18 protein-coding genes are annotated in these 16,916 nt (G+C 37.3%); 9 read left to right on the top strand and 9 right to left on the bottom strand.

The genetic code is table 11. From position 1 onward, the window contains the following. Positions 1 to 217 precede the first annotated feature (217 nt). Entirely contained in the window at positions 218 to 973 is a 756-nt protein-coding gene (gene nadE, locus Gferi_RS02695) for an NAD(+) synthase (RefSeq protein ID WP_069974175.1), read from the top strand. Positions 974 to 1,033: 60 nt separating this feature from the next. Here nadE and Gferi_RS02690 read toward each other — a convergent pair whose 3' ends face one another. Further along, on the bottom strand, positions 1,034 to 1,465 hold the full coding sequence (locus Gferi_RS02690) for a DMT family transporter (RefSeq protein WP_069974174.1): 432 nt from the start codon (positions 1,463 to 1,465) through the stop codon (positions 1,034 to 1,036). Positions 1,466 to 1,644: 179 nt separating this feature from the next. On the opposite strand from Gferi_RS02690, the gene Gferi_RS02685 reads away from it, so the two are divergent. Beyond that, a complete protein-coding gene (locus Gferi_RS02685) occupies positions 1,645 to 2,709 on the top strand; it encodes an HD-GYP domain-containing protein (protein ID WP_069974173.1) in 1,065 nt (354 codons plus the stop codon). Positions 2,710 to 2,870: 161 nt separating this feature from the next. Here Gferi_RS02685 and Gferi_RS02680 read toward each other — a convergent pair whose 3' ends face one another. Further along, positions 2,871 to 3,875: a hypothetical protein gene (locus tag Gferi_RS02680; RefSeq protein WP_069974172.1), complete on the bottom strand. Its 1,005-nt coding sequence runs from the start codon at positions 3,873 to 3,875 to the stop codon at positions 2,871 to 2,873. A gap of 187 nt (positions 3,876 to 4,062) precedes the next feature. Here Gferi_RS02680 and Gferi_RS02675 point away from each other — a divergent pair, with 187 nt between their 5' ends. From Gferi_RS02675 to galU, 4 genes are read left to right on the top strand one after another with little or no spacing between them, the layout of a single operon-like run. Then, positions 4,063 to 4,617, top strand: a complete 555-nt coding sequence (locus tag Gferi_RS02675) for a phosphatase PAP2 family protein (RefSeq protein ID WP_069974171.1) — start codon at positions 4,063 to 4,065, stop codon at positions 4,615 to 4,617. Between the two features lie 13 nt (positions 4,618 to 4,630). Beyond that, the gene (locus tag Gferi_RS02670; RefSeq protein ID WP_069974170.1) at positions 4,631 to 5,782 is read left to right on the top strand and encodes a glycosyltransferase family 4 protein; all 1,152 of its coding nucleotides are present in this window, start codon (positions 4,631 to 4,633) and stop codon (positions 5,780 to 5,782) included. A gap of 13 nt (positions 5,783 to 5,795) precedes the next feature. Next, positions 5,796 to 7,205, top strand: a complete 1,410-nt coding sequence (locus Gferi_RS02665) for a UDP-glucose dehydrogenase family protein (protein WP_207645791.1) — start codon at positions 5,796 to 5,798, stop codon at positions 7,203 to 7,205. After that, positions 7,141 to 8,034: a UTP--glucose-1-phosphate uridylyltransferase GalU gene (gene galU / locus Gferi_RS02660; RefSeq protein WP_069974168.1), complete on the top strand. Its 894-nt coding sequence runs from the start codon at positions 7,141 to 7,143 to the stop codon at positions 8,032 to 8,034. Before Gferi_RS02665 ends, galU begins: the two co-directional genes overlap by 65 nt. 31 nt (positions 8,035 to 8,065) lie before the next feature. On the opposite strand, the gene Gferi_RS02655 is transcribed toward galU, so the two are convergent. Genes Gferi_RS02655 through Gferi_RS02635 form a run of 5 tightly spaced genes read right to left on the bottom strand, consistent with a single transcriptional unit; the run spans position 8,066 to position 11,943 of the window. Beyond that, positions 8,066 to 9,163: an NADH:ubiquinone reductase (Na(+)-transporting) subunit F gene (locus Gferi_RS02655; protein WP_069974167.1), complete on the bottom strand. Its 1,098-nt coding sequence runs from the start codon at positions 9,161 to 9,163 to the stop codon at positions 8,066 to 8,068. Between the two features lie 12 nt (positions 9,164 to 9,175). Further along, positions 9,176 to 9,766: an NADH:ubiquinone reductase (Na(+)-transporting) subunit E gene (locus Gferi_RS02650; protein WP_069974166.1), complete on the bottom strand. Its 591-nt coding sequence runs from the start codon at positions 9,764 to 9,766 to the stop codon at positions 9,176 to 9,178. Continuing rightward, entirely contained in the window at positions 9,763 to 10,383 is a 621-nt protein-coding gene (locus Gferi_RS02645; RefSeq protein WP_069974165.1) for an NADH:ubiquinone reductase (Na(+)-transporting) subunit D, read from the bottom strand. The genes Gferi_RS02650 and Gferi_RS02645 overlap by 4 nt, the downstream gene beginning before the upstream one ends. 1 nt (position 10,384) lies before the next feature. Continuing rightward, complete coding sequence (locus Gferi_RS02640; protein ID WP_069974164.1) at positions 10,385 to 10,987, bottom strand: FMN-binding protein; 603 nt, start codon at positions 10,985 to 10,987, stop codon at positions 10,385 to 10,387. Beyond that, complete coding sequence (locus Gferi_RS02635; RefSeq protein WP_069974163.1) at positions 10,984 to 11,943, bottom strand: RnfABCDGE type electron transport complex subunit D; 960 nt, start codon at positions 11,941 to 11,943, stop codon at positions 10,984 to 10,986. Before Gferi_RS02635 ends, Gferi_RS02640 begins: the two co-directional genes overlap by 4 nt. A 274-nt stretch (positions 11,944 to 12,217) precedes the next feature. Here Gferi_RS02635 and Gferi_RS02630 point away from each other — a divergent pair, with 274 nt between their 5' ends. After that, positions 12,218 to 12,862, top strand: coding sequence for a glycosyltransferase family 4 protein (locus Gferi_RS02630; protein WP_069974162.1), 645 nt, complete (start codon positions 12,218 to 12,220; stop codon positions 12,860 to 12,862). A 39-nt stretch (positions 12,863 to 12,901) separates the two neighbouring features. Here Gferi_RS02630 and Gferi_RS02625 read toward each other — a convergent pair whose 3' ends face one another. Then, positions 12,902 to 13,540, bottom strand: coding sequence for a nitroreductase family protein (locus tag Gferi_RS02625; RefSeq protein ID WP_069974161.1), 639 nt, complete (start codon positions 13,538 to 13,540; stop codon positions 12,902 to 12,904). Positions 13,541 to 14,153: 613 nt separating this feature from the next. On the opposite strand from Gferi_RS02625, the gene Gferi_RS02620 reads away from it, so the two are divergent. After that, positions 14,154 to 14,420 carry a hypothetical protein gene (locus Gferi_RS02620; RefSeq protein WP_069974160.1) on the top strand — a complete coding sequence of 89 codons (267 nt, stop codon included), beginning with the start codon at positions 14,154 to 14,156 and terminating at the stop codon, positions 14,418 to 14,420. An 85-nt stretch (positions 14,421 to 14,505) separates the two neighbouring features. Further along, complete coding sequence (locus Gferi_RS02615; protein ID WP_069974159.1) at positions 14,506 to 15,534, top strand: homoserine dehydrogenase; 1,029 nt, start codon at positions 14,506 to 14,508, stop codon at positions 15,532 to 15,534. Between the two features lie 57 nt (positions 15,535 to 15,591). Here Gferi_RS02615 and gltS read toward each other — a convergent pair whose 3' ends face one another. Then, positions 15,592 to 16,797 carry a sodium/glutamate symporter gene (gene gltS, locus Gferi_RS02610; protein ID WP_069974158.1) on the bottom strand — a complete coding sequence of 402 codons (1,206 nt, stop codon included), beginning with the start codon at positions 16,795 to 16,797 and terminating at the stop codon, positions 15,592 to 15,594. Positions 16,798 to 16,916: the final 119 nt, after the last annotated feature.

Raw genomic sequence — 16,916 nt, 5'->3', positions numbered from 1 at the left:
GGAAAAGGACATGGTTTACTGCACGGTAGCCATGTCTTTTTTATTATTCTTCGTTAGACCATCTTTATGTATAATGCCGTTAAAGTAGAAAATATAGAGAAAAAACTTATCTAATAAATATATATCTATGAAAATTTGCTGATTATTTATGTTATAATATGTAAAAAAGATAGAAGTCCTTGGCAACACTTAGCATTGGGAGAGAGGGGTTAAGCTGATGGAAAGAAGCATAGGCAATAAAATTGATTTAACGGTTGAATGGCTCAGAGAAAGAGTTGAACAATCTGGAACAAAGGGGCTTGTCGTAGGCATATCTGGTGGAATTGATTCGGCATTGGTTGCATTTTTAATTAAGAAGGCTTTTCCCGAGAATTCTATGGGAATAATCATGCCTTGTAAAAGTAATCCAAAAGATAGAGAAGATGCCTTAAGCGTAGTAGAAGCATGCGGCATCCGACATATAGAAGTGGATCTAACACAAGTGCATGATGACTTGTTTGAAACAGTCACTAGTACATTGGGAGAATCACTTCTTAAAGATGCAGGAAACGGCCTGCGGTTGAGCGATGCAAATTTAAGGGCACGGCTTCGAATGAGCACTTTATATAGTGTAGCAAATGTATTAAATTACTTAGTCGTAGGAACAGATAATGCAGCAGAGGTGTATACAGGATACTTCACAAAGTATGGTGATGGAGGGGTAGATATTTTGCCAATAACCCACTTGAAAAAGCGGGATGTATATGCCTGGTCCAGGTATTTGGGTGTACCGCAAGGCGTACTGGATAGACCTCCAAGCGCCGGACTATGGGAGGGGCAAACAGACGAGTTGGAAATGGGAACCAGCTATGACATGGTGGATGATCTTTTAGAAGGAAAGGAAATTCCTGCTCGTGATCGGGAAATCATTGAGAAATTGCATAAGCGTTCTGAGCATAAGCGCAGAATGCCTGAAGGACCACCTGTATTTTAGTAAATTACATAAATATCGTTTCAATATAAAACACACCATTGGAAGCAGAAGCGGTGTGTTTTATCGTTTTACTGTTAAATAAGTACCGGTAAGAAGAAAAAGAATTCCTAGACATTTAAGCCAATCCAATTGATTTTGTTTAGAAATAAATATGTCGATAATAAGGCCGCTGATGACCTGTGAGGCTACAATAATGGTTAGTGTTGTTGCAACACCAAGTTTTGGAATGGCTTTGGTAACAAAGTATACAATAAAGGTGCCGAATATACCGCCGATCAAAAGTTGGGGATTTACATGGATAATTTTACGATATTGATGAATCGTTCCTTTTAGGATATTTGCTACTAATATAACCAGTACCCCTGTAACAAGATTGTGGAGCGTAGCAATTTTAGGCGTTACAATTTTTCCAAGTTTAGCATTAATACCTGCTTCAAGTGTGGTGAAAATTCCAGCAAGAATTGCAAATATTAAAGCAAGAGATTCATTCATTCGCTCATACTCCTTTCAAATTATTGCCCATTTATTATATATTCATCAAGAGGACGATTCAGGATGAAATTAGCAAAAAATATAATACTTTTGTAATGCAGGAAAAATCAAATTCATAGCGTATTCATTATTATAGATAATTATGGATAAAGTAATATGGATATGGGAGCTGGAGTTGTATGAGACTAGTTAATTTGAAAAATGTAATGGCTGGAATGACGTTAGCAAAGGGGATATACTCCTGTGAGGGAAAGGTGTTGCTGGCAGAAGGGGTAACGCTGACGGGAAGCTATATTGATCGGTTAAAAGAAATGAGTATTCATGAGGTTTATATAGAAGATGCGATTTCTAAAGATATACAGATAAGAGACATTATTAATGATCAGACAAGAATAGCAGCAAAAACTACAATCTATCAGGTCGTTCGTGATTTAAAGCTTAAAAAAAGCTTTGATATGTACCTTGTGAATGAAACCATCAATCGGATTGTGGATGATCTGCTGTCCAATAAAAATATCATAATCAATCTAACGGATTTACGAAGTGCTGACGAGTATACTTTTTCCCATTCTGTCAATGTGGCAGTGATTTCCATCGTTATTGGAAAAACATTAGGCTATAACCAACTAAAACTCAGAGATCTAGGAATCGGGGCCTTATTGCATGATATCGGAAAAACAGAAATTCCATTAAGTATATTAAATAAGCCTGGAAAACTAGAGTCAGACGAGATTGAAATCATGAGAAAACACACAGTATACGGCTATGAAATTTTAAAGCAGTATCCGAATATCAGTATCCTTTCAAGAGGGATTTCACTTATGCACCATGAACGGATTGACGGTACAGGCTATCCCTACGGGAAAAAAGGAGATGAAATTCATGAGTTTGCAAAAATCGTTGCCATTGCCGATACCTATGATGCTATGACCTCTAATCGTATATATAAGAAGAAAGTTGCTCCAGAAAAAGCAATTGAATATTTGATATCAACAGGAAATTATAATTATGACTACAATATTGTAAAGCTATTTTTAAACCATGTTACCATATATCCTGTTGGAACAATTGTACGTTTAAATACAAAGCAAAAGGGAATTGTTATGGATAATAATCAATATTCTCCTACCAGACCGATTGTTAGAATCCTAAAGGATCAAAATATAGATGATAACTGTGAATTTGAGGAAATTGACCTGCAGAAAAATTTGACGGTATTCATAGAAGAAACATGTGATGAATAATCTATAGAAGAGAGCAAATAATAAAATTAGACAGGATTGTAGAGAGAGCGAAGCCGCAGGATTTAGTCCGAGTTTTGAAGTGGCAGTGAAATTTAAGGACCTTTCTCTATGAATCCTGTTTTGTTTTCCATATAAAAAGCATCATAAACTTATGATGCTTTTTATATGGAACCGGCTAAATCGTCCCGCATTAAGCCTACATTTTTCATAACAATACTAGCGTTGATTTTCACTAGGTTTAAGTCTTTTTTCTCAACAGATTTTTGTAAGTTGCCTACAGAAGCATCAAACTTGTCGGCTGTGGATTTTGCTTTTTTTTCTATCAATTTTGATTTTACACTTTGAGATTGTTCCTTAATTTTATCCAAGCTGTCCTGTGCACCTTGATAATTTTCTGAAGCTGCAGTGATGACTACATTTCTAACAAGAAACTTTAATGAATATACCGTAGGAGGAACATCTTTTTTAAAATTTCCCATAAATTTTGGAAGATGGGAAGTAAGTAGGTTTGCTGTTGACAGTGTTTCAAAATATTTGTTCTGCATGCCATGGGCTGTAAGGGTATCTAGGGTGTTTTCAAACCCACTGATAGTTTCTGGAGGTATATTTTCTTCAATTAGAACGGGCTCCAATATATTCCACTTATCATGGAGCGCCTTAATCGTTGTATTAATCTCCTTCCAGGTTTCGGTAATATCTTCAGGCGGTTTTAGCATCTGATTACTATCGTTTCCTGTTTTCTCACGCATGAGTACTTCTGTTAAAATAACATCTCCCAGCGTTCTAGGCTGCGGTTGAGGAGGTTCTTTCTGCTCTTCTTCACCTTTTTGCTCCTGCTGCCCACCGCCCTGGTCGCCGGCTTGGCCGTCACCTTGGCCGCCACCTTGCCCACTGCCTTGAGCCATGGTCTGCTGCGCTTTTTCTTCTTTTTGCTGCTGTTCCTTTGCTTCTTTTTCTTTAATTGCCTTTTCGAAATAGGGAACGAGATCGGCTAACTGCATTATTTTAATTGCATCGTTTTCAATTTCTTCAATGGTTTTTGGCATGGGCTTTTGTTGATTCTCAGATTGTGGGCTTGGTTTTTTGGCACCTTGTCCGCAGCCTGTTATAGCAAATAGGATACTTATAACTAATAGGTAAAGGATTCCTTTGTTTGTTGTTTTCATATTGTACATCACCTCTAGTTTAGTATTTCCTGCAGGGAAAGAATCATACGATAAACCTTGTCATATAAGTCTCGGATGATGATGATGAAATTTAACCTAAAGCTAACTTTTGCTTTACAAGGGAATAACTTTTAGAAAGTCCTTTTTATAATAAAATAATAATGGAAATAAAGAAAGGGGAGATTCTATGAATAAAATTATTAGGCTTATTCATCTAAGTGACTTAAAACTGTTGTATATGTTTAATGATGGATTGAAGTGTAGTGTATTTGATAGACTGATTCCTTTCGTTACGGGTCTGGGTAGTGCTTTTTTTACCGTAGCCGTATCCTTGGTTTTGGTATTTTGGGGAAACGGTAGACTACAGGCAATTGGATGTCAATCTATTGCCGCCTTAGCCTCCAGTCATATCTTCGTGCATTATTTGAAAAAAGTATTTACAAGGCCTAGGCCCTTCTTAAATCTGTCCGATATCAATACCTTCAATATGCATTTATATGATTACTCATTTCCATCAGGGCATACCACAGCAGCCTTCTCTCTGGCATGTACGCTTTCATTTCACTTTCCAATCCTTTCCTGGATTTTTACTATTCCTGCATTTATTGTAGGCTTTTCTAGAGTATACATGGGTGTACACTATCCTTCAGATGTAGTAGTAGGCATGGTCATAGGAGCTGGTTTTGCAGCAATCAATCATATCTTGTTCTATTCATGGATGCAACAGATGTTTAATCTATAAAGGGGGAAAGAAAATGCGCGTTGCTATTTTTACAGATACCTTCTTGCCGCAAATTAATGGAGTAACCAATACACTGGAAAAATTAATCAGATATTTTGAAGACAATAAGATTGACTATAGAGTATTTGCTCCTCAAGATGGAAATGAGGAATACAATCATAAAATAGTCCGTTTTTTTAGCTTTAAATTTTTCTTATATCCTGAATGCAGAGTTAGCTTACCAAATTATATCTCTATTAGTGAACAGTTAAATGCTTTCAAGCCGGATCTAATTCATGTAGTAACGCCATTCAACATCGGTCTATGTGGCTTAAAATATGCAAGAGATGCTCAGATTCCATTAGTGTCTTCTTATCATACCAATATCCCTCAATATCTAGAATACTTCAACCTTAAATTCCTTTCCAACGTATCCTGGGGTTTTTTTAAATGGTTTCACAGTTTTTGTGCGAAGACCTACTGCCCATCTCAAATGACACTGGAGCTTTTACGGAGTCAGGGAATCGAAAATTTAGAAATTTGGGGAAGAGGGATTCAAGTTGAAAAATATTCACCGAAGTATAGAAGTACGATGATGCGTAAGGAGATGAATTTAGAGAATAAGACCGTATTTTTATATGTAGGGAGAATATCTCCGGAGAAGGATTTAGATATTTTCATGAAAGTTGCCCAAAGATTAAATGAAAAGTATCAAGAGCATATACACTTCATGATGGTAGGCGATGGCCCCTTAACAAAAACATTAAGAGAAACAGCTCCGGGCAATATGACCTTTACAGGATTTTTGGAAGGGGAAAATTTATCAGCGATGTATGCATCTTCAGATATATTTTTATTTCCTTCTTCTACAGAAACCTATGGTAATGTAATTTTAGAAGCTATGGCATCAGAAATTCCGGTCATTGCTTGTAATGCAGGGGGAATACTAGAAAATTTGATAGATGGATATAACGGTATTGGCTGCCAGGAACGACAGGTAGAAAGTTTTTATCGTGCTTCAGAACGACTGCTGCTAAATTATGAAATCAGAAAGCAGTTGGCCGTTACAGGGAGAAAATACGCCATGGACATGGGATGGGATCATGTCTTTGAAAGACTTGTACACAGCTACCAACGTGTTATAGCAGATGCAAAATACCTGTCCAATAATAAAAGGACGGCTTAGCAGAGGAGAAGTGATGATGAAAGTTACTGTTGTGGGAACCGGTTACGTAGGATTGGTCACAGGTGCGTGTTTGGCAGAAATTGGCCATCATGTAATCTGCGTAGATCAGGATGAAATGAAGATTGAAAAGTTGAAGCGGGGTATATCTCCAATCTATGAAGCCTATCTGGAAGATATGATCTTCAGAAATATACAAGAGCAGCGGTTGAGTTTTTCTATTGATATGGAAGCAGCGATGCCAGGTTCTCAGGTAGTTTTTATTGCTGTGGGAACACCTTCCTTAGAGGATGGAGATGTAGATCTATCTCAGGTTGAGAAAGCTGCAAGAGAGATTGGAAAACACTTAAGTGCTTATACTGTTATTGTTAGCAAAAGTACTGTTCCTGTAGGCAGTTGCAGAAGAATTGCTCAAATCATTAAAAAAAATCTTATAAAAGAAGTATCCTTTGATGTAGTATCTAATCCTGAGTTTTTGCGGGAAGGCACAGCAATTTATGATACATTTCATGGAGATCGCATTGTTTTCGGCAGTAGATCTAAAAAGGCTGTTGACATATTAACAGAGTTATACAAACCGCTTCATCAAAAAATACTTGTTACAGATCCTGAAAGTGCTGAGTTGATCAAATATGCATCTAACGCATTTTTAGCTACAAAGATATCCTTTATCAACGAAATGGCCAATTTATGTGAAAAAACAGGGGGAGATATTCAAGCTGTAGCTGAAGGGATGGGTATGGATCAGCGTATTGGTAATAAGTTTTTACAGGCAGGGATTGGTTTCGGCGGTGCATGTTTTCCAAAGGATGTAAGTGGCCTATTAAAGACTGGTGAAAAATACGGTTATGATTTTAAGATTATTCGACAAACCTTAGCAGTAAACAGTACACAAAAACAGAAACCTTTAGAAATTCTAGAAAAAATAATAGAAGATTGGAAGGATATTAAAATAGGCATCTTAGGGCTTGCTTTTAAGCCGGGAACAGATGATGTTCGGGAAGCACCTGCACTTTACATTATCAAGGAACTGTATGGGAGAGGCGTACACGTGAAAGCTTACGACCCGGTAGCGAATGATAATATGCAGTCTGTTCTTAGCTTTCCGGTAACTTATTGTAATAATCCATATGACGCAGTCTCAGACTGTGATGCAGTGATTTTAGTGACAGAGTGGCAAGAGTTTAAAGAGTTAAGTTTAAGAAAAATACGTAGGTTGATGAAACGTAAAATCTTCATTGACGGTAGAAATGTTTTTGCTTCGGAATCAATGAAAAAGAAAGGTTTTGATTATTATCCTATCGGAATCTGCTGTAAAGAAATCATGACTCAGAATTTAGTGGAAGGAGAGATATATATTGATGAAAGTGAAAAAAGCAATTATACCGGCAGCGGGACTTGGAACCAGATTTTTACCTGCAACTAAGGCACAACCGAAGGAAATGTTGCCAATTGTAGATAAACCGGCAATACAATATATTATAGAAGAAGCGTTATTATCGGGAATTGAGGATATTCTAATCATAACCGGAAGAAATAAACGTTCTATAGAGGATCATTTCGATAAATCCATAGAGCTGGAAATAGAACTTCGGAAGAAAAATAAGCTCTCCTTGCTACAGAGTATACAAAATATATCCAGCGGGGCCAATATTCATTATATCCGGCAGAAGGAGCCTCTTGGCCTGGGGCATGCCATTTATTGTGCCAAGTCCTTTATTGGGAATGAGCCTTTCGCTGTTTTATTGGGCGATGATATTGTCAGAAGCCCAAAGCCTTGTTTAAGGCAGCTCTTAGATGTATATGACAGGTATCAGCGGTCAGTATTAGGAGTCCAAGAAATAGAATACAGAGATGTTACGAAGTATGGAATTATTTCTTGCAGCTCGCAGGATTATCCGCTGTATCAAGTATCCGATTTAGTGGAAAAACCAAGTGTGGAAGAAGCTCCAACAAATATTGCTATTATGGGAAGATATATTATTACACCCGGTATTTTTGAAATATTGGAACACCAAAAACCGGGGAAAAACAAAGAAATCCAATTAACGGATGCGCTAAAGCAGCTAAGTAAACAAGAAGATGTATATGCCTATGCTTTTCAGGGCAAACGCTATGATGTAGGAGACAAATTGGGATATCTTCAGGCTACTATTGAAACGGCCCTTCATCGAGAGGACTTAGGAGGAGAATTTTATCGTTATCTGCAGCAGGTTATTGAAGAATATAGACAGGTGGAAATAGAGATCGCATAGAAAAAAGGTGGCAAACAGAGAGCCACCTTTTTTAATCAAATTTATCATAATAAATTGCCTCTTCCGGAACACCTTTTTGCTTCAATGCTTCAACTGTAGATTCTATCATGGCTTTGCTTCCACAGAGGTAAGCTTCCATATTGCTGCCATCTTCGATATGTTGCTTGATTAAATCAGTTACCCGGCCCACATCTCCCGTCCATTGGTCCTCTTCTCTTGGTCTGGATAGGATCGGATAGTATTTAAGATTAGAAAGTCGGTTTTCAAAATCCTTCATGTCTTCATAAAGGACTAAGTCTTCAAGGGTACGTGCTCCAAAAAAGTAGAATGCTCTTTTGTCAATATCCTCTGATTCCATCTGATAAAGGATAGAACGGATTGGAGCCATTCCTGTACCTACTGCGATTAAAATAATCTCCTTTACAGTATCCCGGAGATAAAAATCACCATAGGGACCGTTAAATAGTACCTCGTCTCCAGGTTTTAAGTGCTTGTGAACATAGGTAGTACAAATACCATTTGGAACATAGCCAATAAGCAATTCAATAAAACCCTTGTCGTTTTTGCTTGAGGCTAAGGAATATGCACGATAAACTTCCTCATCATTACCCTCATAAAGGGGTGCTTTAAGTTGAACATATTGCCCTGCTTTAAAAGTGATTTCAGCAGGATCACTAAGCTTTAAACGAAGCAGCTTGATTGTAGGAGAAAGATTTTGAATTTTTTCAACGACTGCCTTATATTCTTTTACATTAAACAGTTCTTCTGGGATTTCAATTTTTATATTCTCTTTTACTTTACATTGACAAGAAAGCCGCACATGATCTCTTAATTCTTGTTCAGAGAGATAGGGAAGTTCTGTCGGGAGAACAGGACCGCCACCCGCTAAAACCTTAACTTTACAGTAGGCGCAGCTGCCTTTGCCACCGCAAGCCGAAGGAATAAAAATCTGGCTGTCTCGAAGAGAAGAAAGTAATGAACTGCCGCCTTCTGTAATACACTCCTTTTCACCGTTGATTAAAATCTTACATTCACCATAATTTGCAATATATGAATTCGCTAAGGTCAGCATAATCGCTAAAACCGCTGCTATGGAGGTGATCACCGCAACGGATATTAAGATTGTCATATCAAACACCTCCTATTGAATCTGCACGATACCGGAAAAACCAAGAAAAGCTAAAGCCATTAAACCGATAATTATTAAAGTTATGCCAGGGCCTTCAAGCCCTTTTGCAATCTTATTTCGTTTAATTTTTTGGCGGATACCGGCTAGTGCTAGAATCGCTAATGACCAACCTAATCCAGATCCTAATCCAAAGGCCATCGATTGTATTAAAGTATACTGCCGGATGACCATGAATAAAGATACACCTAAGATTGCACAATTCACTGTAATCAGCGGTAGAAAGATTCCTAATGCATAATATAGGTTAGACATATATCTTTCCAGAATCATTTCGACTAATTGCACGAAGGCAGCAATTACAATGATAAATACGATGAATCTTAAATATTCCAGGTTAAAGGGTACCAGTACATAATGATAGACAAAATAATTAAGAATTGTTGTTGCAGTAAGCACAAAGGTAACTGCCTGGCCTAAACCAAGTGAAGTATTGAGTTCTTTTGATATGGCGATAAAGGAGCACATACCAAGGAAATTAGAAAGAATCATATTATTTGTAAAAATAGCAGCAAATAGAATGACAATAGGACTCACTTCGATCATGCAGTCGCACCTTCTTTCTCGTCTTCATTTTCCGGAGAAAGATTTCTGGCAAGCCATATAACAATGGCAAGCATAAAGAAAGCACCAGGAGGCATTACCATAATACTCCATTTCATCCACCAGTCTCCTAAAACGGGAAATCCGAACAGGGTGCCAAAGCCTGCCAACTCTCGGAAAAATGCAATAAATAGCAGAATAAAGGCATAGCCAATGCCAGAGGCGATACCATCCAGAAAGGAAGCAAAGGGTGGATTATTTTGGGCAAAGGCCTCACATCGTCCCATGATAATACAGTTCGTGATGATTAAGCCTACATAAGGGCCTAAAGCTTCACTCATGGTAGGATAATAGGCCTTCAGAACAATATCTACAATAATTACATAGGAGGAGATGATTAAGGTTTGTACCATCATGCGAATATGCTTTGGGGTAAAGGTTCGGAGGATGGATACGGTTAGGCTGGAAAAAGATGTAACAAAAATCAGCCCGATGCCCATGACAAAAGAATTAACCATAAGATTCGTAACTGCCAATGCAGAGCAAATGCCTAAAATTTGACGAAAAATCGGATTATCCTTCCACAAGCCCTCAATAAATATCTTTTTTGCCTTAGACATTTTAAATCCCTCCTTTAGCCGTTTCCTTGATTGTATTTACATCCTCATTAATAATATCGAGAACAGCTTTTGATGTTGCAGTAGCACCGGATATTGAATCTACTACTCCTTCTTGTGCTGGTCTGTAAAACACGAAAGGATATGTTTTTCCCAGAGAAATATTGCGAAATTGCTCTTTAAACCAGAGTTCATCAATTCTGCCGCCTAGACCGGGGGTTTCGGAATGGGCAAGGAAATCAATACCCAGTATAGTATCTAATTCAGGTGTCATAGCGATGATGCCCCTTATGGAACCCCAGAGGCCGGAACCATCTAATGGAAAGGCATATCCAAGTAAGTTGTCATTTTGAAAGGCTTCATAAACATTATAGTTACCTAGAGTGGTTTCCCGAATATGTTCTTTATAGAGGTTACTGATTTCTTCTGCGGACATTCCGTTATGTATAGGGATATTGAAAACATAGAGAATGGCTTTCTGCTGCTTTAGAAACTGATTTCCTTCTATAAGACCGGCAGTACTCTCATTTAGTGCTGCCAATGCAAAAGTGAAAGTGCTGGTGATCAGGATCATGAAAATGATAGCGTATAAACTTCCTTTTTTCATGCATGCACCTTCTTCCTATAGTTTTTATAGGCTTTGATTCCTTCATCAATCAATGGAGCAAAAGTATTTCCTATAAGGATTGCAAACATAATTCCGCCGGCGAAAAGGGCATAGCCACGAATGATCACAGTAACGATACCGATAAGTATACCGTAGATCCATTTTCCCTCCACTGTCATAGGGGAAGAGATCGGATCAGTGGACATAAAGACGGTACCGAAAAGGAATCCTCCGGAAAGTAGTCCAAATAGCGGATTGGGAACCGTAGCTGAGCCCATGAAAAATAGAGAGATGCTCATAAAAAGATATCCGGTTAGTACAGCTGCCATCGTTTGCCAAGAGGCAGATTTTGTATAAATTAGATAAATTGCAGCCAATAAGATGAGCAGTCCACTGGTTTCACCAAGTGAACCAGATACATTGCCGAGAAATAAACTTAAATAGGATGCCGTTTGTCCAGAATCTCTAAAGATTAGCATAGGTGTTGCTTGAGAAAGTACATCGACGGTTTCTGTAAGCCACATACCAAAACCTCCAGGAAATCCCGATGCAGGTTTTGACCAATACATTGTCAATGGTGTAGGAAAATTGACATACACGAAGCATCTGGCTACGAGGGCAGGATTAAAAATGTTTTTACCAAAACCACCGAACACTTCCTTCCCAAAAATGATTCCAAATATAATACCGATTCCAGCTACCCAAAAAGGTGTAGTTGGAGGTAGCGTTAATGTATAAAGCATACAGGTAACAATGGCAGCTTCTGAAATCGGTTTTTTATTGCGTCTCTCAAAAAACCACTCCGTTAGCGTACCAAGTGCTATAACCCATATCATCAGTACAAGTGCTCTTAGTCCAAAAAAATAAACTGAAGCAAGGCAGATAGGGAAAAGACTAATGATTACCTTCCTCATCAGTTTTTGCTTCATGAACAACTGCTTATACACGATTCCCATGGAGACACTCCTTTCATGCGTTATAGAATAAAGATACCCACTTCAGAAATGTTTAAAAAATTTTTTTATCTGTTTAGAGCGTGCATTTGCGTAAAATGAAAGTATACAGATAAAGAATGATAAAAGTACAGGATGTAAAGAGAGCAGATTCACCATCTTCAGCTTTTTTTCATAGAATACAATTGAACGGTTTTTTACATATTATTTTTTTAGCAGAAGCAATATTCTATTTAGTTTTATTTGTTGCAAAAAGATATTAAGGAGGTATTTTGCTGTGCCAAAGGAGAAAAAGAAAGAGATTTATTTAGATGTTGATAAGATTTTCAAACCATTGGATAAGAAGGAAGCAAAGAAGGTTATTGCAAAGAGATATAATATTGAAGATAAGTTTATTTTGACAGTGGGAGGAGCCAATCCCAACAAAAATATTGGGAGAATTATTCGGGCGTATCATCTAATCTGTCATGAGTTTCCAGAAGAATTTAAACTGGTTATATTGGGAGATTCAGAAGACAACTATGAGGTTTTTGGAAGATTGGCACAAAAACTTTCTATAGCAGATAAAATCATTTTTACAGAATATGTTTCAAAACGAAATTTACCCTTTTTTTATAATGCCTGTGAATGCTTTTTTTACCCTTCTTTATATGATAGATTTGGTCTGCCATTGCTGGAAGCTGCTTCTTGCGGAACGCCTATTATCACGTCTAAAATATCTGAAATTCAAGAGATCCTGGGAAATTGCTGTATTTATGTAAACCCTTACGATATAATCAATATGGCACAAAATCTTTACGATACAATGAGAAATGAAAAGCTTAGAGAAGAGCTCTCATTAAAATCCTTAGAATACAGTAGAAGATATTCGTGGCAAAATACATCTCAACAAATTTTAAAGTCATATAAAAAATTACTATAATAAAGAAAACACATACCAGAGGGCATGTGTTATAGGCCGCTAATCAATAATTGTTAAAATCTCATCAATAGATTTGCGGGGTGGACTGGATAGTTCTTTTTCTTCCGGTACACCTAAGGGAGTCATGGCAGCTAAAAAATATCCTTCTTTTTCAAATCCGAGATATTGGTGAATTTCATTAAAGGCATAGGCAGGACCAGTCATCCAGCAGGTGCCATAACCTAATGCAGCAGCTGTGAGCATAAGATTTTCTAAAGCAGCAGAAATATTTTGTATTGCGGGAGCTACTCTTAAAAGACTATGGATTTCCTCAGAAGATGCATTTCTTGCTTTATAGGCATCTACTGCCATATCTCTATAAGGACCTGCAAAGACAAAAACCAATGAAGGTGCCCCTCGAAAAACGGTATGGAAGCTCTTGAACTTCAGGATTTCTTTTTTAAGATTTTCGTCATTTGTCCAGCTGGCAAGGGTATCATTTTGTTTTTCAACAATTTTTACGATATCCTGAATCTTTTCTTTGTTATTCAATACAACAAAGTGCCAGTTTTGTACGTTTTTTCCTGAGGGTGCGTGGATGGCCGCCTTGATCATTTCCTGAAGGTGAGTTGGATCTACGTCTTGATTTTTAAACTTTCGTACACTATGCCGCTGATAAATAAAGTCCAATGGTTGCATATTTTTCCTCCTCAGTGATATTCTGTTTCATATACCATTTGTTTGTTCTTTACCCATTAGTATAATCAAATATGAACATAAATAAAAGATCGATAAAAATAATCGAAATATTAAAATTATTTTAATAGTATTACAATTATATTACAAATTTAAAAAGAGGTTGTAAAGATTACCAAGTAGGAATATAATAAGCTATAAGCAAATTATGGAAATTTTGAAAGGAGGTCGTGTTTATGAAAATTTTATATACAAGTGCAATTAGATTAAGTAAAGGCGTATGTGCCGCTTCACAAATCAATAAATATATACACGACCTGTGTTCTTTGGGATAGCTTGTAAATTTTTTATTTGCATATAAATTATCAGGAGCCATAGGTAGTGTTGCTAACTATGGCTTTTTATGCGTTGTTCAGTATATTGCTTCTATATTTGAGAAAGAAATATTGATGCTGCAGATCTGATACGTATAAAAAAGTGTATGACACATAAAAGCCATAGATAGCCATCTATGGCTTTTGTTTTTTTTGAAAGGAGGAGTTATTGATGAAGGTGATTTGTACTAGGTACTAGGATTTAAAAAGAAGCAAAGAAATTATAATCAGGGGGAATGAACATGGTAAAATCAGGCATTATCACAACAAATGTAGAAGAAATGAACTTTAAAGATATATTAATGGATAGGAGGAATAAAGCAATGTCACTATTAAATCTTCATTTAAATGTAAGTTATTTTAATATAAATATTCATATTCAGAAAGATGAAGCAAAACAGCGTGAGAAAACGAGAAAAATATTGGCCCATGAAATGCGAATGAAGGAAGAATTCAATAGAAGAAGGAATCAAGATTATCAGCATATGTTGTATAATATTATTCGGTAACCTAGTAATAGATCGATTTATCATCTGTTATTTTTACTGAATAGAGGATATAATGTCCATGAGAAACAATAAAGGAGAGAATTCAATGAAGTACATCAGTGTAATCTTAACAGGATTTGGAAATGTAGGTCACAGCTTGGTAAATATATTAAATAGCAAAAAGAATGTCATTGCCGGGCAGTACAAATTAGATATAAGGATCACGGCTGTCATCGGCAGCCGATATGCTATCATTGAAGAACAAGGAATTGATCTGCAACGATTGAGCAACTGCGACAAGCATTCAAAGGGAATTCAGCAATATGGAAAGTGCTTATATGAGATAGTAAATAGCAAAGATCTATTGGAAAAGTTAGAGGCAGATGTACTGATAGAGGCAAGTCCTACGAATATAGAAACCGGTGAACCAGGCTTTTCTCATATTTATACAGCCATCAGCAAAGGGATGGACGTGGTTGTCCTCAGCAAAGGAGCGCTGGTGCAGCATAGCAAGGAAATTCAGGAATTTGCACATCTCAAAGGAGCTAGGGTGAAGATGAGTGGTGCTACTGCTGCAGCACTGCCGACGATTGATTTGGCGCAGTATAATCTAGCCGGAAATGATATTTATAAAATCCAAGGGATACTCAATGGAACGACTAATTATATTCTTACAAGAATGCACAAGAAGAATATTTCTTTTACAGAAGCACTGCAGGAAGCCCAGGAAGAGGGCATTGCAGAAGCAAATCCAAAGCTTGATATTGGAGGTTTTGATACAGCTTCCAAATTATTGATATTAGCAAATACTATCTGGGGGACCTCGCTTCGTTTAAAAGATGTAGCACTAGAGGGGATAGAGAATATCACAAGAGAGGACGTTGCTGCAGCTGTAAGGGACGATAAGACCATCAAACTGGTGGGAGAGGCTGTAAGAGAATCCTATGGCGTTCGTCTTCGCGTTGTCCCTATTGTATTGGAAAATAGCAACATATTAACAAGGGCAGACTATAAAGATAAAGCGGTTGTATTCTATACAGATCTAATGGGCACCATGGCGGTGGTAGGGGGAGCTTCTGATCCGAAAGCGGCAGCAGCAGCAGCTTTAAAGGACGTTATTAATTTATTTAGATAATAAAAAGCGAGTTAGATACCTTTCTAACTCGCTTTTTATTAGAAGCATTGACTATTTTTATTTGAAAAAATTCATAAATGCAGTAATAATACCGGCATTGGCAAAATCGATGAAAAGGCTTCCAATCAGTGGAAGAATGAAAAATGCTCGTGGAGCTGCGCCAAACTTACCGGAGATAACCTCCATATTTGCAATGGCATTTGGTGTTGCACCCATGCCGAAACCACAGTGCCCGCTTGCTAAGACAGCTGCTTCATAGTCTCTGCCCATTAGATTGAAGGTGATAAAATATGCAAATAATCCCATAAGTGTAGTTTGTGCAACTAGCATAATAAGCATTGGAACAGCTAAATCAGCAAGCTCCCATAGCTTCAAGCCCATAAGCGCCATAGATAGGAAAATGGATAAAGAAATATTACCTAAAATATCTATTTCATCCATATGCACCTCAAATATTTTTGTACTGTCTGATAAATTTCTCATGATTGCAGCTGCAAACATAGCCCCAATATATGGCGGAAAAGTCAATCCTGTTTTTTGAAGGACGATTGAAATGATTGTTCCGATACCCATTGCAAATATAATTTGAGATGCTGCAACCGCGAAATGGTTAGGTATAAGTGTTTTTGGCATTTCGGTATTATCTTCACTTTCAGTAATTCCCATATTGCCTGATTTTTTTTCTGATTTTTGTGCTAAGTTGTGTTTCTCAATGAGCCTCTTGCCGATAGGGCCTCCGATCATACTACCCATAATGAGACCAAAGGTTGCCGAGGCCATAGCTACTGTTGTGGCACCGAAAGCACCGGCATTCTCAAAAATAGGTGCGAAGGCTCCAGATGTACCGTGTCCCCCAGTCATTGGAACGGAACCAGTGGATAAACCAATTAATGGATCGAGATGGAAAACCTTTGCCAAGCTAACGCCAACAACATTTTGGAGTGCAACCAAGGCAATGGCTAAACCTAAGAAAAGGAAAACCTGTAAACCGCCTTTTTTAAGCAATTTTAAGCTTGCAGTAAAGCCAATTGTGGTAAAGAAGGCTGTCATAAGCACTCTTTGAAGCGTAGTATCCATTTCAAAGGTTAAAACACCTGTTTGTCTAAGTACTAAAGTAAGGATAGCAAAAATGATGCCCCCGATAACAGGTGCAGGGATACAAAACTTTTCTAGAAAAGATATCTTTTTTCTAAGTGTTTGTCCTAAAAATAGAACTACTACAGCAATTGAAATTGTTTGAATCATGTCGAGCTGTACAACCATTGCAACATACCTCCTATTTAATATTTAATAATGAAATAATAGCTTCTTAAAAGATTATATGGGTATGCTACAGCAGATAACAAAAAACTACACCATGCTACAAAAAGATTTAGTAAATT

It is taken from the genome of Geosporobacter ferrireducens (assembly GCF_001750685.1).
In the GTDB taxonomy this organism is placed as follows: domain Bacteria; phylum Bacillota; class Clostridia; order Peptostreptococcales; family Thermotaleaceae; genus Geosporobacter; species Geosporobacter ferrireducens.
Note: the sequence above shows the minus strand (reverse complement) of the source record. Positions and strands in the feature narration are given on the sequence as shown.

Coding starts and splice junctions, on each gene's coding strand:
- nadE (WP_069974175.1), top strand. CDS start 218: ATGGAAAGAAGCATAGGCAATAAAATTGATTTAACGGTTGAATGGCTC.
- Gferi_RS02690 (WP_069974174.1), bottom strand. CDS start 1,465: ATGAATGAATCTCTTGCTTTAATATTTGCAATTCTTGCTGGAATTTTC.
- Gferi_RS02685 (WP_069974173.1), top strand. CDS start 1,645: ATGAGACTAGTTAATTTGAAAAATGTAATGGCTGGAATGACGTTAGCA.
- Gferi_RS02680 (WP_069974172.1), bottom strand. CDS start 3,875: ATGAAAACAACAAACAAAGGAATCCTTTACCTATTAGTTATAAGTATC.
- Gferi_RS02675 (WP_069974171.1), top strand. CDS start 4,063: ATGAATAAAATTATTAGGCTTATTCATCTAAGTGACTTAAAACTGTTG.
- Gferi_RS02670 (WP_069974170.1), top strand. CDS start 4,631: ATGCGCGTTGCTATTTTTACAGATACCTTCTTGCCGCAAATTAATGGA.
- Gferi_RS02665 (WP_207645791.1), top strand. CDS start 5,796: ATGATGAAAGTTACTGTTGTGGGAACCGGTTACGTAGGATTGGTCACA.
- galU (WP_069974168.1), top strand. CDS start 7,141: ATGAAAGTGAAAAAAGCAATTATACCGGCAGCGGGACTTGGAACCAGA.
- Gferi_RS02655 (WP_069974167.1), bottom strand. CDS start 9,163: ATGACAATCTTAATATCCGTTGCGGTGATCACCTCCATAGCAGCGGTT.
- Gferi_RS02650 (WP_069974166.1), bottom strand. CDS start 9,766: ATGATCGAAGTGAGTCCTATTGTCATTCTATTTGCTGCTATTTTTACA.
- Gferi_RS02645 (WP_069974165.1), bottom strand. CDS start 10,383: ATGTCTAAGGCAAAAAAGATATTTATTGAGGGCTTGTGGAAGGATAAT.
- Gferi_RS02640 (WP_069974164.1), bottom strand. CDS start 10,987: ATGAAAAAAGGAAGTTTATACGCTATCATTTTCATGATCCTGATCACC.
- Gferi_RS02635 (WP_069974163.1), bottom strand. CDS start 11,943: ATGGGAATCGTGTATAAGCAGTTGTTCATGAAGCAAAAACTGATGAGG.
- Gferi_RS02625 (WP_069974161.1), bottom strand. CDS start 13,540: ATGCAACCATTGGACTTTATTTATCAGCGGCATAGTGTACGAAAGTTT.
- Gferi_RS02620 (WP_069974160.1), top strand. CDS start 14,154: ATGGTAAAATCAGGCATTATCACAACAAATGTAGAAGAAATGAACTTT.
- Gferi_RS02615 (WP_069974159.1), top strand. CDS start 14,506: ATGAAGTACATCAGTGTAATCTTAACAGGATTTGGAAATGTAGGTCAC.
- gltS (WP_069974158.1), bottom strand. CDS start 16,797: ATGGTTGTACAGCTCGACATGATTCAAACAATTTCAATTGCTGTAGTA.